This is a genomic window from Maritimibacter alkaliphilus HTCC2654 (genome assembly GCF_000152805.1).
In the GTDB taxonomy this organism is placed as follows: Bacteria; Pseudomonadota; Alphaproteobacteria; order Rhodobacterales; family Rhodobacteraceae; genus Maritimibacter; species Maritimibacter alkaliphilus.
Genome location: NZ_CH902578.1, coordinates 278,072 through 293,536, shown reverse-complemented (window position 1 = coordinate 293,536; position 15,465 = coordinate 278,072). Strand labels below are relative to the sequence as shown.

General features: G+C 66.7%; 13 protein-coding genes. 10 read left to right on the top strand and 3 right to left on the bottom strand.

Annotation, left to right across the window (positions count from 1 at the left end; genetic code table 11):
* The first annotated feature begins 31 nt into the window (after positions 1–31).
* From purF to RB2654_RS02515, 8 genes are all read left to right on the top strand, one after another.
* Positions 32–1,513 (top strand): amidophosphoribosyltransferase, encoded by a 1,482-nt coding sequence (gene purF, locus RB2654_RS02550; RefSeq protein WP_008328332.1) that lies wholly within the window; start codon positions 32–34, stop codon positions 1,511–1,513.
* A gap of 190 nt (positions 1,514–1,703) precedes the next feature.
* Positions 1,704–1,991 (top strand): pilus assembly protein PilP, encoded by a 288-nt coding sequence (locus tag RB2654_RS02545; protein ID WP_008328331.1) that lies wholly within the window; start codon positions 1,704–1,706, stop codon positions 1,989–1,991.
* 38 nt (positions 1,992–2,029) lie between these two features.
* On the top strand, positions 2,030–2,395 hold the full coding sequence (locus RB2654_RS02540; protein ID WP_040884309.1) for an iron chaperone: 366 nt from the start codon (positions 2,030–2,032) through the stop codon (positions 2,393–2,395).
* 18 nt (positions 2,396–2,413) lie between these two features.
* Positions 2,414–3,181: a hypothetical protein gene (locus RB2654_RS02535; protein ID WP_040884307.1), complete on the top strand. Its 768-nt coding sequence runs from the start codon at positions 2,414–2,416 to the stop codon at positions 3,179–3,181.
* Between the two features lie 71 nt (positions 3,182–3,252).
* On the top strand, positions 3,253–3,903 hold the full coding sequence (locus tag RB2654_RS02530; RefSeq protein WP_008328328.1) for an SDR family NAD(P)-dependent oxidoreductase: 651 nt from the start codon (positions 3,253–3,255) through the stop codon (positions 3,901–3,903).
* 71 nt (positions 3,904–3,974) lie between these two features.
* Positions 3,975–4,760, top strand: coding sequence for a 5'/3'-nucleotidase SurE (surE, locus tag RB2654_RS02525; protein WP_008328327.1), 786 nt, complete (start codon positions 3,975–3,977; stop codon positions 4,758–4,760).
* Positions 4,757–5,410 (top strand): protein-L-isoaspartate(D-aspartate) O-methyltransferase, encoded by a 654-nt coding sequence (locus tag RB2654_RS02520; protein ID WP_008328326.1) that lies wholly within the window; start codon positions 4,757–4,759, stop codon positions 5,408–5,410. Before surE ends, RB2654_RS02520 begins: the two co-directional genes overlap by 4 nt.
* A 52-nt stretch (positions 5,411–5,462) precedes the next feature.
* Positions 5,463–6,614: a M23 family metallopeptidase gene (locus RB2654_RS02515; protein WP_008328325.1), complete on the top strand. Its 1,152-nt coding sequence runs from the start codon at positions 5,463–5,465 to the stop codon at positions 6,612–6,614.
* Between the two features lie 83 nt (positions 6,615–6,697).
* Here RB2654_RS02515 and der read toward each other — a convergent pair whose 3' ends face one another.
* The 3 genes from der to RB2654_RS02500 all read right to left on the bottom strand — a co-directional run bounded on the left by der (position 6,698) and on the right by RB2654_RS02500 (position 10,240).
* On the bottom strand, positions 6,698–8,143 hold the full coding sequence (gene der, locus RB2654_RS02510) for a ribosome biogenesis GTPase Der (RefSeq protein ID WP_008328324.1): 1,446 nt from the start codon (positions 8,141–8,143) through the stop codon (positions 6,698–6,700).
* A 46-nt stretch (positions 8,144–8,189) separates the two neighbouring features.
* The gene (locus RB2654_RS02505; RefSeq protein ID WP_040885390.1) at positions 8,190–9,539 is read right to left on the bottom strand and encodes a PQQ-like beta-propeller repeat protein; all 1,350 of its coding nucleotides are present in this window, start codon (positions 9,537–9,539) and stop codon (positions 8,190–8,192) included.
* A 62-nt stretch (positions 9,540–9,601) separates the two neighbouring features.
* Positions 9,602–10,240, bottom strand: coding sequence for a hypothetical protein (locus RB2654_RS02500; protein ID WP_008328315.1), 639 nt, complete (start codon positions 10,238–10,240; stop codon positions 9,602–9,604).
* 193 nt (positions 10,241–10,433) lie between these two features.
* Between RB2654_RS02500 and RB2654_RS02495 the strand changes: the two genes are divergently transcribed.
* The gene (locus tag RB2654_RS02495; protein WP_008328314.1) at positions 10,434–11,537 is read left to right on the top strand and encodes an efflux RND transporter periplasmic adaptor subunit; all 1,104 of its coding nucleotides are present in this window, start codon (positions 10,434–10,436) and stop codon (positions 11,535–11,537) included.
* Positions 11,534–15,352, top strand: coding sequence for an efflux RND transporter permease subunit (locus RB2654_RS02490; RefSeq protein WP_008328312.1), 3,819 nt, complete (start codon positions 11,534–11,536; stop codon positions 15,350–15,352). The genes RB2654_RS02495 and RB2654_RS02490 overlap by 4 nt, the downstream gene beginning before the upstream one ends.
* Positions 15,353–15,465: the final 113 nt, after the last annotated feature.

Here is a 15,465-nt window from a genome sequence, read left to right as displayed (position 1 = left end):
GCTGCTCATGTCTGCTGCTCGCCAGCCCGCCATGCCGCCCGCGCACCCCTTCGACTTTGACGCCATCCGCGCCTCCGGCGACGAGGACAAGCTGAAAGAGGAATGCGGCGTTTTCGGCGTCATCGGCCTCTCGGATGCGGCCAACTTCGTGGCCCTCGGGCTGCATGCCCTGCAACATCGCGGGCAAGAAGCGGGCGGTATCGTCGCCTATCACCCCGAACACGGGTTCAACTCGGCCCGCCGCTTCGGCTACGTGCGCGACAACTTCACCAAGCAATCGCTGATGGAAACGCTGCCGGGGCCGCTGTCGATCGGCCACGTGCGCTATTCCACCGCCGGGTCCAAGGGCGCGGCGATCCGCGACGTGCAGCCGTTCTTCGGCGAGTTTTCCATGGGCGGCGCGGCCATCGCGCACAACGGCAACATCACGAATGCCGAAGAGCTGAGGCGCGAACTGATCGAGCGCGGCTCGATCTTCCAGTCGTCGAGCGATTCCGAATGCATCATTCACCTGATGGCGCGGTCCTTGCAGAAGCAGGCCGCCGAACGGCTTGAAGACGCGCTGCGCCGGGTCGAAGGCGCTTTCTCGGTCGTCGCCATGACGCGCACCAAGCTCATCGGCGTGCGTGACCCGCTGGGCGTGCGGCCTCTGGTGCTCGGCCAGTTGGGCGACGGCTGGGTGCTGTCGTCGGAGACCTGTGCGCTCGACATCATCGGCGCCAAGTTCGTGCGCGAAATCGAGCCGGGCGAGATGGTGGTCATCACCGACAAGGGCGTCGAAAGCCGCCAGCCGTTCCGCCCGCAGAAGTCGCGCTTCTGCATTTTCGAACACGTCTATTTCTCGCGTCCCGATTCGATCATCGGCGGCCGCTCGGTCTATGAGACCCGCCGCCAGATCGGTGTGGAGCTTGCCCGTGAGAACCCGGTCGATGCCGACCTCGTCTGCCCCGTGCCGGATTCGGGCACGCCCGCGGCCATCGGTTTCGCCGCCGAAAGCGGGATCGAGTTCGGACTGGGCATCACCCGCAATCAATACATGGGCCGGACCTTCATCGAACCGACCGAGCAGATCCGCAACATGGGCGTGCGGCTGAAGCTGAACGTGAACCGGGCGCTGATCGAGGGCAAACGCGTGATCCTCGTGGACGACTCGGTGGTGCGCGGCACGACGTCGCGCAAGATCAAGGACATGATCCTCGACGCCGGCGCGAAGGAGGTGCATTTCCGCATCGCCTCCCCACCGACCGCTTGGCCGTGCTTCTACGGCGTGGACACGCCGGAGCGCGACAAGCTGCTCGCCGCGAACATGAGCGAAGACGAGATGTGCGAACACCTTGGGGTGGACAGCCTCAGGTTCATCTCGCTTGACGGGCTGTATCGCGCCGTGGGTGTGGCCGCGGGTCGCGACCCCAAGTCTCCCGCCTATTGCGACGCCTGCTTCTCGGGTGAATACCCGGTGGCCCCGCGCGACATGGTCGCCAAGGGTTTCGAGCTCAAGACAGCGGCGGAATAACGCCGCTACAGCCGCGCCGAGGCCCGCAAAACAAGGCGATCGGCGTGTTTTTGCCGCATTGCAGCATGCCGTTCGGCGCTTCCCGGCCCATGCCCGGCCACCCCCCTTTCCCCGGAAATGAACCTGTTGTTTACCGCCAGCCGCTAGTTTTGAGCGAGGCCCACTCCCTCGCGAAACCAGAGGTGACAACATGGCAGAATCAGGCGCGTTCCCGGTGGGGAACGGGACAAGTCCGATCGTCTCGCTGAATGCGACGAAGCGTGACGAAATCAGGCTCGATCAGGTGCAGCTGGTCGGGATCATGGGCAAGCCCGACGACATGACGGCGCTGTTTCGGATGACGCGGGGCAACATCCTGCGGGTCAAGACCGGCGACCAGAGCCAGATCGGCCGCATCTACGAGATTTCCGAGGCGGGCGTCGTGGTCACACGGTCGAACGGCAATTCGATCTTCATCCCGCCGATCCCGGTCGGATGACGCTGGACGGATCATGTGCCCCGCCGCATGATCCGGCCATGACGGACCCTTTCGCGCCCTACATTGCCCAACAGCCCGACGAGTTTCGCGCGGCGCTGGACGATTTGGCGAAGCGGATCGAGGCGCGGCTGCCAGCCGATGTCGAGCGGGTCATTAGCTACGCCATGCCCGGCTGGCGCGTGAAGGCCCCCAAGGGCACCAAGATGGCCGCCGGGATGGCGGGGTTCGCGAAACACATCGGCCTGTATCCCCATTGCGGGACCGTCGTGCCGAAGATCGCTGACCGCCTGCGCGCCGAGGGCATCGCGCATTCGAAATCCGGCATCACCTTTCGCCCCGACACGCCGCCCCCCGACTGGGTTCTGGATGAGATCATCCGGCGCAGGCTGGACGAAATCGGCTGAACCGTGGCACGGTGCGCCATGATTTTTCAGGTATCGCATTTGCGCCCGCTCATTTTCTGTGCCGCGTTCGCCGCACCCGCTCTGGCCGCCGCGCAAGAGGTCGATATTTCGATGACCCCGACACCCTGGGGTTCGCAGGTGCTCCAGTCGGACGCGATCACCCCCATCGACAACGCGCTGCCCGGCCAGTGGCGCCTGATCCGGGTCGGCATGACCGACGGGGCGCGAACGCTGGTCGTTCCGGTCGTCGATGCGCAACTGACCATCGGCAGCGACGGCAGCTTCGCGATGGACTACGCCCCCGCCCGCCTGCCCGACGGCGCCATGACCGAAAGCGTGCTGCTGGAACTCGACGGCGTGGAGCACGAAATCGCCCCGCCGCCCGACCTCTCGCTGCCGCATGGCTGCCCCGGCGAGGCACAATTCGCCGGTCGTGTCCCCGGCCTTCTGTCGGTCGCCTATGACGTGGACCTCGACACCTACGCGCCGACCGAAGCCGAGACCATGACCGAAGACGGCGACGTGAACCTCGACGTGGTCGACGACATCGGCACGATCCTTGGCGTGAACCTGCGCCTCAGGATGTCCACAGACCGCGAGGCGGCGGAGAAACCCACGATGACCTGCGCGGGCGCGGCCTCCAGCACGACCGTCACCGCCGGTCCGCCCTTCGGCTTCATCCCCGGCGAATACCCCTATGCGCTGAACAGCACGCACGACATCCTCGTGATCCAGATGCCCAGCCCGGCAGGACCGATGACGACGTTCGTTTTCACGCCGCTCTGACCCGGCCCCGCGCCTCTGGACAGGCCGCGCAACGTCTGAGATACCGCGACCGACCCGAAGCGGAGTGAAACATGCCCGATAAGATCGCCCTCATCACCGGCGCCTCGCGCGGCCTTGGCGCGGCGCTGGCCGTCGAACTGGCCCCGACGCATCACATCGTGGCCGTGGCCCGCACCACCGGCGCGTTGGAAGAGGTCGACGACCGGATCAAGGCGGTCGGCGGCGAGGCGACGCTCGCCCCGATGGACATCACGAACGCCGACGCCATGGCCCAGCTTTGCCGCGCGACCCACGACCGCTGGGGCAAGGTCGACATCTGGGCACATACCGCGATCGAGGCGCAGCAACTCATGCCCACCGATCACGTCGCGCTGGCGGAAAAGGACTGGGCCAAATCCGTCGCCGTCAACCTCGACGCCGTGGCGCGCCTGATCGCCTACGTGGCTCCCCTTTTGGGCTCTGTCGGGACCGCCGCGTTCTTTCACGACGATCACGCGGGCGAGGCGTTCTTCGGCGCCTACGGCGCGACAAAGGCCGGGCAGATGGCGCTGGCGAAAAGCTGGCAGACCGAGACCGCGAAGATCGGGCCGAAGGTGCGCATCGTGACGCCCCGGCCGCTCGCCACCGCCATGCGCGCCCGTTTCCACCCCGGCGAGAACCGTGAAACGCTGGTCAGCCCGTGGGATGAGGCGAAACGGCTGTTGCCCGAACTCATCGGTTGACGGCGCGCCGTCCGGGCCGCTTGTGAGCCCCCACAGGCTCCCGTATTGAAAGGGAAAGCTGTGGGGTAAACATGCGCATTCTGGTCACCAACGACGACGGCATCAACGCACCGGGGCTGAAGGTGCTGGAGGCGATTGCAGCAGAGGTCGCAGGCCCCGATGGCGAGGTCTGGGTGGTCGCCCCTGCCTTCGAGCAATCCGGCGTCGGCCACTGCATCAGCTACTCGCGCCCCATGATGGTGGCCGAGCTTGGCCCGCGCCGGTTCGCGGCCGAAGGCAGCCCGGCCGATTGCGTGCTCGCAGGCATCGGGGACATCCTGCCCGAACCGCCTGATCTGGTGCTTTCTGGCGTGAACCGGGGCAACAACGCCGCCGAGAACGCGCTGTATTCCGGCACCATCGGCGGCGCGATGGAAGCCGCGCTTCAAGGCCTCCCCGCGATTGCGCTTTCGCAATTCATCGGGCCCGAGAACTACGCGCTCGACAACCTGTTCGAAGCGGCTGCCGCGCACGGCGCCGACACGGTCCGCACCCTGATCGAGCGCGCCCCTTGGCAGGAAACCGCCGACTACCGTCTGTTCTACAACGTGAATTTTCCGCCCGTTCCCGCCTCTGCCGTTCGGGGGATGCGAGCCGGCGCTCAGGGCTGGCGCGAGGATACGTTCTTCGGCACCGAGCCGACCACCTCACCCTCGGGCCGCCGGTTCATCTGGATCAAGGGCGGGCCGCAGCACAAGCCGACGGCCCCCGGCACCGATGCCGCGCTGAACCTCGACGGCTATATTTCCGTCACGCCCATGCGCGCCGATCTGACCGCGCATGACGCCCTGTCCGAGTTGGAGCGCGCGCTGGCATGAGCGACCCGAACGACCCCATCGCCGCGCGGAAGATGCAGTTCCTGTTTCACCTGCGTTCGAAGGGCGTCACGAATACCCGTGTTTTGCAGGCGATGGAGGCCATCGACCGCGGCCTTTTCGTGCGCGGCGTCTTTGCCGACAGGGCGTATGAGGACATGCCGCTGCCCATCGCGAGCGGCCAGACCATCAGCCAGCCGTCCGTCGTGGGGATCATGACGCAGGCGCTGAACGTGCAGCCCCGAGACAAGGTGCTCGAGGTCGGCACAGGCTCCGGCTATCAGGCCGCGATCCTCGCCAAGCTCGCCCGCCGGGTCTATACCGTCGACCGCCACCGGGGCCTTGTCAAAGCCGCGCGCGAGGTGTTCGACGAGCTGGGCCTGCACACGATCACCGCGATCACCGGCGACGGCAGCTTCGGCCTGCCCGAACAGGCGCCCTTCGAACGCATCATCGTGACCGCCGCCGCCGAGGATCCGCCCGGGCCGCTCTTGGCTCAACTGGCCGTTGGCGGTATCATGGTGCTACCGGTGGGCCAGTCGGACCATGTGCAAAGCCTCATCAAAGTGACGCGGAGCGATGACGGGTTCGACTACGAAGAAATCCTGCCGGTGCGTTTCGTGCCGCTTGTGGAAGGTCTGGGACAAGACTAGAGCGGCCAGGGCAAACCCCGGGAACAGGGGTGAAAGAGACGAGGTCGGCAGTATGGATTTGGCGAACACGACGATGACGCGCGCGGTGCGGGGGCTATTGCTTGGCGGGAGCCTGCTGGCGGTCGCTGCCTGCTCCGACGGCATGGGGCGGCCCCTGAACCTCGATTTCGACCTTCGAGGCATCGGCGGCAACAACTTCACCACTGCGGACGCGGCGCGCGAGGCCCGCGCGGCGGCCCGCCCGACGCCCGACGCACGCGGCATCATCTCATACCCGACCTATCAGGTGGCCGTGGCCCGGCAGGGCGACACGCTCTCGGCGCTCGCCAGCCGTGTCGGTCTGCCCGAGGCGGAACTCGCCCGTTACAACGGCCTGAACGCGGGCGCGACCTTGCGCGCGGGCGAGGTCGTCGCCCTGCCCCGGCGCGTCGATGCGGGCAGCGTGGACGTGACCGCCGTGGCGGGTCAGGCGCTCGACCGGATCGGGCCGAACCAGCCGTCCAACAACGCGGGCGCCACGAGCCAGCAGGGCGCGGAACCCCTGCGACATCAGGTGGTGAGCGGCGAAACCGCCTATTCCATCGCGCGACTTTTTGGCGTGTCGGTGCGGTCGCTGGCCGAATGGAACGGGCTGGGCGGCGACCTGTCGGTGCGTCAGGGCCAATACCTGATGATCCCGCCCAAATCCGCCGAGACCGCCGCGCCCAACACCAATTCGGCCCCCGGTGTGGGCACGCCCACACCCCTGCCGCCGTCCTCCAGCAACCCCCTGCCGGAAGGGTCGAACCGCACCGCATCGCAAGGGCCGGCCGACACCCCGGCCTCGCCCAACCTCGGGGCGCAGCGCACCTCGGGCGCGGCCATGTCGATGCCTGCGGATGGCCGGATCACGGGTGCCTACGTCAAGGGCAAGTCGGACGGGATCGACATCGCCGCCGCCGCCGGCAGCCCGGTGAAGGCCGCGCAGGGCGGGACGGTCGCGGCGATCACCCGTGACACCGATCAGGTGCCGATCCTCGTCATCCGGCACGAGGGCAACCTGCTGACGGTCTATGCCGGGATCGACAATATCTCGGTCGCCAAGGGCGCGACCGTGAGCCGGGGGCAGACCATCGCGCAGATCCGCGCCTCGGACAGCCCCGCGCTCCACTTCCAGGTGCGTCAGGGCACGTCGTCCGTTGATCCGATGCAGTATCTGAATTAACGGTTTCGCCCGGCATAGCCGGGCGACCCACCGGGGGGCGCTGCCCCCCGGACCCCCCGAGGTATTTTCGGACCAGAGAAGACCTATTCGTCGGCGCGTCCCTTGCCGAGATGCTTGCGCAACCGTGAGGGCGTCGATTTCGTCTTGTTCTTGTAGGGGTTCTTGTCGGCCTGCGACCGCATGTGCAGCCGGATCGGCGTGCCCGGCATGTCGAAATTCTCGCGCAACCCGTTCACGAGGTAGCGCGAATAGGCATCGGGCAGCTTTTCCGGGTTCGAGCACATGACGACGAAGCCGGGCGGGCGGGTCTTCACCTGTGTCATGTAGCGCAGCTTGATCCTGCGGCCCGACGGCGCGGGCGGCGGGTGCTGCGCGATCATTTCGGCCAGCCAGTCGTTCAGTTTGGCGGTCGGGATGCGACGATTCCAGACCTCGTGCGCGCGCATCACGGCGGCATGGAGCCGGTCCATACCGCGACCCGTCTTGGCGGAAATCGTCACCAGAGGCGCGCCGCGCAACTGTGGAAGCAGTTTCTCAAAACCGTCGCGCAGGTGCTTGAGTTTCTGTTGTTTTTCCGCCTCGACGTCCCACTTGTTCACGGCGACGACGACCGCGCGCCCTTCGCGCTCGGCCAGATCCGCGATGCGCAGATCCTGTTGTTCGAACGGGATCGCGGCGTCGAGCAGCACGACGACCACCTCGGCGAATTTCACCGCGCGCAGACCGTCCGCGACCGACAGCTTTTCAAGCTTCTCTTGCACCTTGGCCTTCTTGCGCATCCCGGCGGTGTCGAAGATGCGGGTCGGCGTTCCGTCCCAGTCGAAGGCGAGCGAGATCGAGTCGCGGGTGATCCCGGCTTCCGGTCCGGTCAGAAGCCGTTCCTCGCCGATCAGCCGGTTGATGAGTGTCGATTTGCCCGCGTTGGGCCGCCCGATCACGGCGACCTGCAAGGGCTTTTCGCGGGTCGGAATGCGCGGCGCGCCTTGGTCCACGTCCACGTCCGTTTCGGGTTCGGGCGACGGGCGCGATGCCATTTCTTCGGCCACGGGCGCAAGCGCGGCGGCCAGATCGCCCATCCCCTCGCCATGTTCGGCGGAAAGCGCGATAGGTTCGCCCAGCCCCAAGCCCCAAGCCTCGATCATCCCGGCCTCGCCCGCTTTCCCTTCGGCCTTGTTGGCCGCGAGGATCACGTGGGCGTTCTTCTTGCGCAGAATGTCGGCGAAAATCTCGTCCGTGGGCAGCACGCCCGCCCGCGCGTCGATCAGGAACAGGCAGGCATCGGCCATCTCGACCGCGCGCTCGGTCAGGCGGCGCATCCGCCCTTCGAGCGAGTCGTCGGTGGCATCCTCGAGCCCGGCCGTGTCGATCACGGTAAACCGCATCTCGCCCAGCCGCGCCTCGCCCTCGCGCAGGTCGCGCGTGACGCCGGGCTGGTTGTCGACGAGCGCAAGGCGCTTGCCGACGAGCCGGTTGAACAGCGTGGATTTGCCGACGTTGGGGCGGCCAACGATGGCGAGGGTGAAGGTCATTTCAACTCTCCGGACGTGAAGGCGCCCGCATAGAGATTTCGCGCCCTCAACGCAAGGCCATCAGCGAGCCCTTTTCGCTGACGATATAAGCGATCCCACCAACGATCACGGGGCGCGAGGCTGCTCCCGCAGGCAATTCGACGGCCCCGACGAGCGACCCGCTGGCCGGATCGAAGGCGCGCAGCATCTTGTCGCCCGACGCGACCCAGAGCCGCCCACCGGCCAGCGTCGGCCCGTAGCTCGGATAGATCGCCTTGAACCGGCGCGGTTTCTCGTTCTCGTAGCCCGGCAGCGGCACGCCCCAGACCCGTTTGCCGGTCGAGGCGTCGAGCCGCACGAGTTCGAGGTTGTCACCCACCATGAACAGCGAGCCGCCGGCCACGACCATCGGCCCGGTCGCCCCTTCGAGCGCGGTCCAACGCAGCTGACCGTTGGTCGAAACGCCCACGCTGGCCCCGGCCACGGTGCCGGCGTAGATCATCGAGCCGTTCACGACCGGCGCGCCGGTGATTTCCGACAGGATGTTATAGGCCTGACCGTTGCGCTTGCCCTTCACGGGCACGACCCAGCTCGGCTCGCCCTTGTTCGCGTCGACGCCGACGAGGCTTTCAAGCGAGAACGGCATCACGATGGTGTTGCCCGAAACGGCGGGCGACGAGGCCCCGATCACGCCCGGCGCCTGCGGGGTGCCGGGAAGGCGCCAGACGAGGCGACCGTTCGAGATATTGACGGCGTAGCCCACGTTCGCGGTCGACATGACATAGGCGGTGTTGCCCGAAACGGTCGGTGCGCCGGACCCCGGCGAGCCCAGATCCTGACGCCAGCGGACCGCGCCCGAGCCTGCGTCGATCGCGACGAGTTCACCATATCCGGTTGAGGCGAGCACAAGCCCGTTGGCATAGGCCAGCCCGCCGCCCGATGCCTGCCCGGCCCGCTCGCCCGGCGGTGTCAGGTCCGATGTCCAGAGCCGTTCGCCCCCCGTGGTGAGCGCGGCGACGGTGGATTGCGAATCCATGACGAAGACCTGCCCGCCCGCGATGACGGGTTCGGCGGTGATCTTGTATTTGCGGGTGCTGCCCTGTCCGAAATCGGTATTGAAGATCACCTGCGGCGCAGAAGAAAAAGCCACGTGCGGCACGTTGTTCTGGGCGTTCGCGGCGACCTGCGTCCACGATCCCAGCGAGCTCATCCCCGGCAGGGACACCGCGCGGGTGACGTTCGCCTCGGCCTCGGCCTGTTCACGGACAAAGGCCGCGGCAGCGTCCTCGCCCACGATGGCCGGGTCCGGCGAATAGATGTTTTCGCGTTTGCCTTGAAAGATGACGTCCCTGTCGCAGGCGCTCAGGGCGCCGACGGCCCCCACCAGTGCCAGTGCGATCAAACCTTTGCGTGTCACGCGCGTGTCCCCCAAGATCTGCCCGTTCTTTTCGCGCACGCGGTCCGACCGCGCCCGCCCTGTCATTCCACCGTGCCGCCGAGCGCCACGATCAGTTGCGACGCCCGTTCGCGCAGGGAATCCCCCGCCTCGGCATCGTCCATCAATGCATTCAGCCGCGCAAGTGCGGCCTCGGCGTCGCCCGCCTCGATCTCGGCCAGCGCCAGTTGTTCCTCGGCCAGCACCCGGAACGGGGCACCCGGCCCGAGCAGCGGATCGAGGGCGGCGACCTTTTCGTCCGCCGTCATCGGCGAGCCCGGCAGCATCACGCGCTTGAGCGTGGCGAGGTCGCGATAGAGCGCGGGATAACTCGTGTCGCTCTCGATCGCCGCCAGCAGTTCGTCGGCGCGCTCCGGCGCTTCGGCTTCCGCCGCCTTGATGAGCCCGATCACCGCAGCCGCATCCCCCTCGGCGGCGACACCGTCGAGGGCCGCCAGCCGGGCCTCGGCCCCGTCGGCATCCTGCGCGGCGAGCACCGCGTCGCCGGTCGCCTGCGCCTGACGTTGTTCGCGCGCTTTCAGGAATTCGTTCACGGCGGCCCCGCCGACGATGACGACGACCAGCAGAACGCCGACCCAGCCCCATTTGCGAAACAGCGCAAAGAGCTTGTCGCGACGAACCTCTTCGGTCACCTCGTCGATGAAACTATCGGGATTGCTCACGTGCTCGGCCCCCAGCGCCTTTTTGCGTCACTTTTGACCACTTCTTTACCGGAAAGGCGCGAGGTTTGCCAAGGGGCGCGGCAAAAGTGATCCAATATCTTGTCATATACGCATAGAGTGATGCCAAACCCTTGTTGCAAAGGGTGGTGCGGGCTATGTGAAACGAATTAACGACTTGGGACATGAGGACAGCATGAGACCCATTCCGATCCTGACGGCGCTGCTGACGGTCGCAGTGCTGTTCATGCTGGTCTTTCAGCGCGAAATGGTGCGCGATTTCGTCGGACTCGGCAGCGATGCCGAAGCCGCGGTCGAGGAAGATACCCCTACCGAAGAGACCACTGACGCCTCCCGGATTTCGGTGATCGCCATGCGCTCGGCCGCGCAGGAGATCGACAGCGCCGTGGTGGTGCGGGGCGAGACCGAGGCGACGCGTTCGGTCACGCTGATGTCCGAAGCCTCGGGCCGGGTGATCGCCGCACCGGTCGCCAAGGGCGATGCGGTGGCGGAAGGCGACGTGCTTTGCAGCCTCGACCCCGGCACCCGCGAAGTCGCGCTGAAACAGGCGCAGGCGCAGTTGACCGAGGCGGAGCAGAACCTCAATGCCGCCGAAAAGCTGTCGGAGGGCGGGTTCGCCGCCGAGACGCGCGTTCTGTCCGCCCGTTCCGCGTTCGAGGCCGCGCAAAGCGGTGTCGAACAGGCCGAGGCCGCGCTTGACGACCTCGACATCCGGGCACCGTTCTCGGGCCTGATCGAAGACGACCCCGCCGAAATCGGCGCGCTCCTGCAACCCGGCAGCCCCTGCGCGACGGTCGTTCAACTCGATCCCCTGAAGCTCGTCGGCTACGTGGCCGAGCTTGACGTGAACCGCGTGTCGATGGGCGCCCCGGTCGGCGCGCGCCTTGCCACCGGCGATCAGGTGCAGGGCCGGATCACCTTCATCGGTCGCGCCGCCGACCCGGTCACGCGCACCTTCCGCGTCGAGGCGCAGGTGGCCAATCCCGATCTTGCGATCCGCCACGGCCAGACCGCCGAAATCCTGATCCAGTCGGCCGGGCGCACCGCGCACCTTCTGCCGCAATCCGCGCTCACCTTGAACGACGCGGGCGATCTTGGCGTGCGGGTGGTGGGCGAAGGCGACGTGGCCCGCTTCATGCCCGTCGACCTCGTGCGCGATTCGACCGATGGGGTCTGGGTCGCGGGCCTGCCGGACGAGACGGCGGTGATCGTCGTCGGACAGGACTATGTGATCGACGGTGTCGCCATCGACCCGACCTATCGGGAGTCCGGCACATGAACGGCGTCGTCGATTGGGCGGCCTCACGGGCGAGGATGGTCCTCGCCTTCATCATCCTGTCGCTGACCGCCGGGATCGCCGCCTATGTCGGCCTGCCGAAAGAGGGCGAGCCGGACATTGAAATCCCGGCCCTGTTCGTCTCGGTTCCCTTCCCCGGCATTTCCGCCGAGGACAGCGAAAACCTGCTCGTGCGCCCGATGGAGCAGGAGCTTGCGGATATCGACGGTCTTAAGACCATGACCGGGACGGCGGCCGAGAATTATGCGGGTCTCGCGCTCGAATTCGAGTTCGGCTGGGACCGCACCAAGGTCATCGCCGACGTGCGCGACGCGATGAACGCCGCCGAGGCGAAATTCCCGTCGGGGGCCGACAAATACTCGGTCAACGAGATCAACTTCTCGGAATTCCCGATTCTGGTGGTGAATTTCACCGGCGCGGTGCCGGAACGGATGCTCGTTCGACTGGCCCGCGAGGTGCAGGACGAGGTCGAGGGCATCGAGCCCGTGCTCGAGGCGCAATTGACCGGCGCGCGCGACGAGATGATGGAAGTCCTGATCGACCCCCTGAAACTCGAAGCCTACAACGTGACGGCGGGCGAGCTCATTCAGGTCGTCACCAACAACAACCAGCTGATCGCGGCGGGCCAGATCACAACACCGTCCGGCGCCACGTCGATCAAGATCCCGTCGTCCTTCGACGATGTGCAGGACATTTACGGCCTTCCGGTCAAGGTGAACGGCGACCGGGTGGTGACGCTGGGCGATCTGGCCGAGATCCGGCTGGCGTTCGAGGATCGCGCAGGCACGGCACGCTTCAACGGCGACACGACCGTTGCCCTACAGGTGGTCAAGCGCAAGGGCTTCAACCTGATCGACACCGTGGCCGAAGTGAAGGAGGTGGTCGAAGCCGCCACCGAGGAATGGCCCGACGAGCTGAAACAGGCGGTCGAGGTCCGGTATTCCAACGACCAGAGCCACGTCATATCGTCGATGGTCAGCCAGCTTGAAGGTTCGGTCATCACCGCCATCGCGCTGGTGATGATCGTCGTGCTCGCCTCGCTCGGGATGCGCTCGGCGCTGCTTGTTGGTTTCGCGATCCCGACCTCGTTCCTTTTGACCTTCGCGCTCTTCGCGGTGCTGGGCGTGGCGATCAACAACATCGTCATGTTCGGCCTGATCCTCGCCGTGGGGATGCTGGTCGACGGGGCCATCGTGGTCGTCGAATATGCCGACAAGCGCATTTCGGATGGCGTCGGCCCGATGTCGGCCTATACCGAGGCCGCCAAGCGGATGTTCTGGCCGATCATCTCGTCCACCGCCACCACCCTCTGCGCCTTCCTGCCGATGCTCTTCTGGCCCGGCATCCCCGGCGAATTCATGGAAATGCTGCCGAAGACGCTGATCTACACGCTGACCGCGTCGCTGCTGGTCGCGCTGATCTACCTGCCCGTCATGGGCGGGGTTGCGGGCCGGTTGTCGCGCTCGCTCGAACGCGCCTCGCACGGGCTGCGGGGCTGGCCGTGGGTGGTGCGCGCCGCGCTGGTCCTCCCGGCCTTCGCGCTTCTGTTCGTGGCCGCGCTTCAGATCGCCAACCCCGACTTCCTGTTCGGGCGGGGTTCGAACCCGTTGGATGGCGCCGTGGCCATGCTGCCCGGCATCGTGCTGTTCGTCGTCATGGCGCTGGTCACCACCATCCTGCTCGACGCGGCCAAACCCAAGCGCAAGCCGAAGAAGGTGACGGGCACCTACCGTCGCACGGGCTTCGGCGTCATCATCAACGCCATCGTCGGCAATCCGGTCATGCCCATCGTGACCATTCTGGGCGTCATGGCGCTCGTCGCCGGGATCGGCATGGATTACGGGCGCAACAATCAGGGCGTCGATTTCTTCGCCGACACCGCGCCGGAACAGGCCATCGTCTATGTCCGGGGGCGCGGCAACCTGTCGATCGAAGAGAAGGACGACATGGTGCGCCGGGTCGAAGAGGTCGTGCGCGCCGTGCCCGGCGTGAAGAACGCGTTTTCCTTCGCCGGCGAAGGCGGTCTGAACCAGAACACCGGCGGCGCGGCCGGACCGCGCGACACCATCGGACAGGTCCAGATCGAAATCGCCACCTTCGAGGATCGCCCCGCCTACGATGTGGAGGACAAGCTTCTCGGGATCATCCCCTACACCCGCACGGTGCGGGACGCAGATTACGACGGCAAAGTCGTGGTCGAGCGGCTGAAACGCGATCTGGCCGGGCTCGAAGGCATCCCGACCGAGGTCGCGGGCATCGCCGGCGGCCCCGCCTCCACCAAGCCCGTGAACCTGCGCCTCAAGGGCGACGACTGGGACACGCTTCTGGCCGCCACCGAAATCACCCGCCAGTTCTTCGAGGGTCTGACGGGCCTTGCGCAGGTCGAAGATACGCGCCCCCTGCCCGGCATCGACTGGCAGCTCAACATCGACGTGGAAGAGGCGGGACGCTACGGCACCGACGTCGCCACAGTGGGCGGCATGGTGCAACTCGTGACCACCGGGCTTCTGCTCGACACGATGCGCGTCGACGGCAATGACGAGGAGATCGAAATCCGGGTGCGGTTCCCGGCCGAGGACCGCGTGCTGTCGACCCTCGACACGCTCAAGGTCCGCACCGCGCAGGGCCTCGTGCCGCTGTCGAATTTCGTCACCCGTGAAGCGGTGCCGACCCTCGCCCAGATCGACCGGATCGACCAGTCCCGCTATTTCGACGTCAAGGCCGCCGTGGACCCCGGGCTGGTGGTGCTGACCGGCCCCTCGGGCGACACGCGGACGCTTGCCGTGGCCGAGGCCGACCGGATCATCGCGAACGCCGCCAATCCGGACGATTACCGAAAGACGCCCGTGACCTCGACCGAACGGATCGAACGGATCACCGAATGGCTCGAAGCGGGCAACCTTCCCACCGGCATCGACTACGAATGGGCGGGCGACTTCGCGGACCAGTCGGAATCGACCGCCTTTCTGGGCAAGGCCTTCGCGGGCGCGCTGTTTCTGATGTTCATCATCCTCCTGGCCCAGTTCAACTCGTTCTACAACGCAGTGCTGGTCCTGCTGGCCGTCGTCCTGTCCACGGCGGGCGTGTTGTTCGGGATGCTGGTGATGGGTCAGTCCTTCTCGGTCATCATGACCGGCACCGGGGTCGTGGCGCTTGCGGGGATCGTTGTGAACAACAACATCGTGCTCATCGACACCTATCAGGAATACGCCCGCTACATGCCCCGGATCGAGGCGATCACCCGCACCGCCGAGGATCGCATCCGCCCCGTGCTGCTGACGACGATCACGACGATGGCGGGCCTCGCGCCGATGATGTTCGGCCTGTCGCTCGACTTCATCGGGGGCGGCTATTCAGTGAACGCCCCGACCGCGCTCTGGTGGGTGCAACTCGCCACCGCCGTGGTCTTCGGCCTCGGCATCGCGACGATTCTCACGCTGGTCTTCACCCCCTCCATGCTGGCCCTGCGCGTCTGGGTCGGCGTCGGCGCCTACCGCAGTGCGGCGGGTCTCAAGGCAATGACCTGGGGCCGCGGCTCACGCACCGCCCGCGACCTCGCGCTTCAGAAACAGGCGAAAAAGACCAGCGTCGACGAGTTCGTGTGGGACTTCGACTCACCGGCCATCGAAGAGGACGAGGGCGAAGCGGAACCCACCGCCGACGAACTCGACTACCTCCTCACCGCCCGCCGCTCGGCAGGCGACGGGATCGACGCGGACGTGGCCGAAGAGGCGGTCGAGGCCGAGGATGAACACGACGAAACCCGTCGAGGCCCGGACATCAAGGCCGCCGAATAACCGCGCCCTTCTTCTTCGTTTCGGAAATACTTCGGGAGGTCTGGAGGGCAGCGCCCTCCAGACGCGGCCCCGGCCGCGTCCCACCGCGACGACCCGCCAGCGGCGGGGCGGCG

Bases quoted from the DNA above. Each gene is read 5' to 3' on its own strand.
- purF (WP_008328332.1), top strand. From the start codon at position 32: ATGCCGCCCGCGCACCCCTTCGACTTTGACGCCATCCGCGCCTCCGGC.
- RB2654_RS02545 (WP_008328331.1), top strand. From the start codon at position 1,704: ATGGCAGAATCAGGCGCGTTCCCGGTGGGGAACGGGACAAGTCCGATC.
- RB2654_RS02540 (WP_040884309.1), top strand. From the start codon at position 2,030: ATGACGGACCCTTTCGCGCCCTACATTGCCCAACAGCCCGACGAGTTT.
- RB2654_RS02535 (WP_040884307.1), top strand. From the start codon at position 2,414: ATGATTTTTCAGGTATCGCATTTGCGCCCGCTCATTTTCTGTGCCGCG.
- RB2654_RS02530 (WP_008328328.1), top strand. From the start codon at position 3,253: ATGCCCGATAAGATCGCCCTCATCACCGGCGCCTCGCGCGGCCTTGGC.
- surE (WP_008328327.1), top strand. From the start codon at position 3,975: ATGCGCATTCTGGTCACCAACGACGACGGCATCAACGCACCGGGGCTG.
- RB2654_RS02520 (WP_008328326.1), top strand. From the start codon at position 4,757: ATGAGCGACCCGAACGACCCCATCGCCGCGCGGAAGATGCAGTTCCTG.
- RB2654_RS02515 (WP_008328325.1), top strand. From the start codon at position 5,463: ATGGATTTGGCGAACACGACGATGACGCGCGCGGTGCGGGGGCTATTG.
- der (WP_008328324.1), bottom strand. From the start codon at position 8,143: ATGACCTTCACCCTCGCCATCGTTGGCCGCCCCAACGTCGGCAAATCC.
- RB2654_RS02495 (WP_008328314.1), top strand. From the start codon at position 10,434: ATGAGACCCATTCCGATCCTGACGGCGCTGCTGACGGTCGCAGTGCTG.
- RB2654_RS02490 (WP_008328312.1), top strand. From the start codon at position 11,534: ATGAACGGCGTCGTCGATTGGGCGGCCTCACGGGCGAGGATGGTCCTC.